Source organism: Amycolatopsis sp. lyj-346, from assembly GCF_046548975.1.
Lineage (GTDB): Bacteria > Actinomycetota > Actinomycetes > Mycobacteriales > Pseudonocardiaceae > Amycolatopsis.
Window position 1 is genome coordinate 1 of record NZ_JAJPWT010000082.1, and the last position, 528, is coordinate 528.

Below are 528 nucleotides of genomic sequence, written 5' to 3' on the forward strand. Positions count from 1 at the left end.
CCTTGGCGCCGTCGGGGCCGTCGGAGAGGTGCCAGATGGTGTGGTTGTGGGTTTGGTCTTCTTCGTCGAGCAGGGCGCCCGGGGCGATGTCTTCTTCGAGGCCGTCGGCTTTGAGTTCTTCGATGGCGGCGAGCCACTGCTTTTGGTGGACGGTGTCGCGGGCGAGGTTGAATTTGAGCATGGCTTTGACGCCGGGGTCGTCGGTCATGTTGTAGAGGCGGGCGGTTTGGAGGCGGCCTTGGGCTTCGGCGGCGGCGTTGGCGCGGAAGTCGGCGAGGAGGTTGCCGGAGGCGATGACGTAGCGGCCGTTCCAGGGGTAGCCGTTGCTGTCGGCGGGGAGGGCGCCGCCGCCGGCGACGATGGCTTGCTGGATGTCCATGCCGCCGAGGGTGGCGGCCATGACGGGGTCTTTGACGGCTTCGGCGGTGAGGGTGGCGGGGGCGCCTTCGAGGAGGCGGGCGACCATGGTGGCGAGCATTTCGACGTGGCCGATTTCTTCGGTGGCGGTGTCCATGATCAGGTCTTTGT

Annotated in this window: 1 protein-coding gene; it reads right to left on the bottom strand. The window is 67.0% G+C overall.

Annotated elements, in window-relative coordinates:
• A partial coding sequence (locus tag ACLJQE_RS44810; RefSeq protein ID WP_410645943.1) for a manganese catalase family protein occupies positions 1-528 on the bottom strand: 528 nt, incomplete at both ends.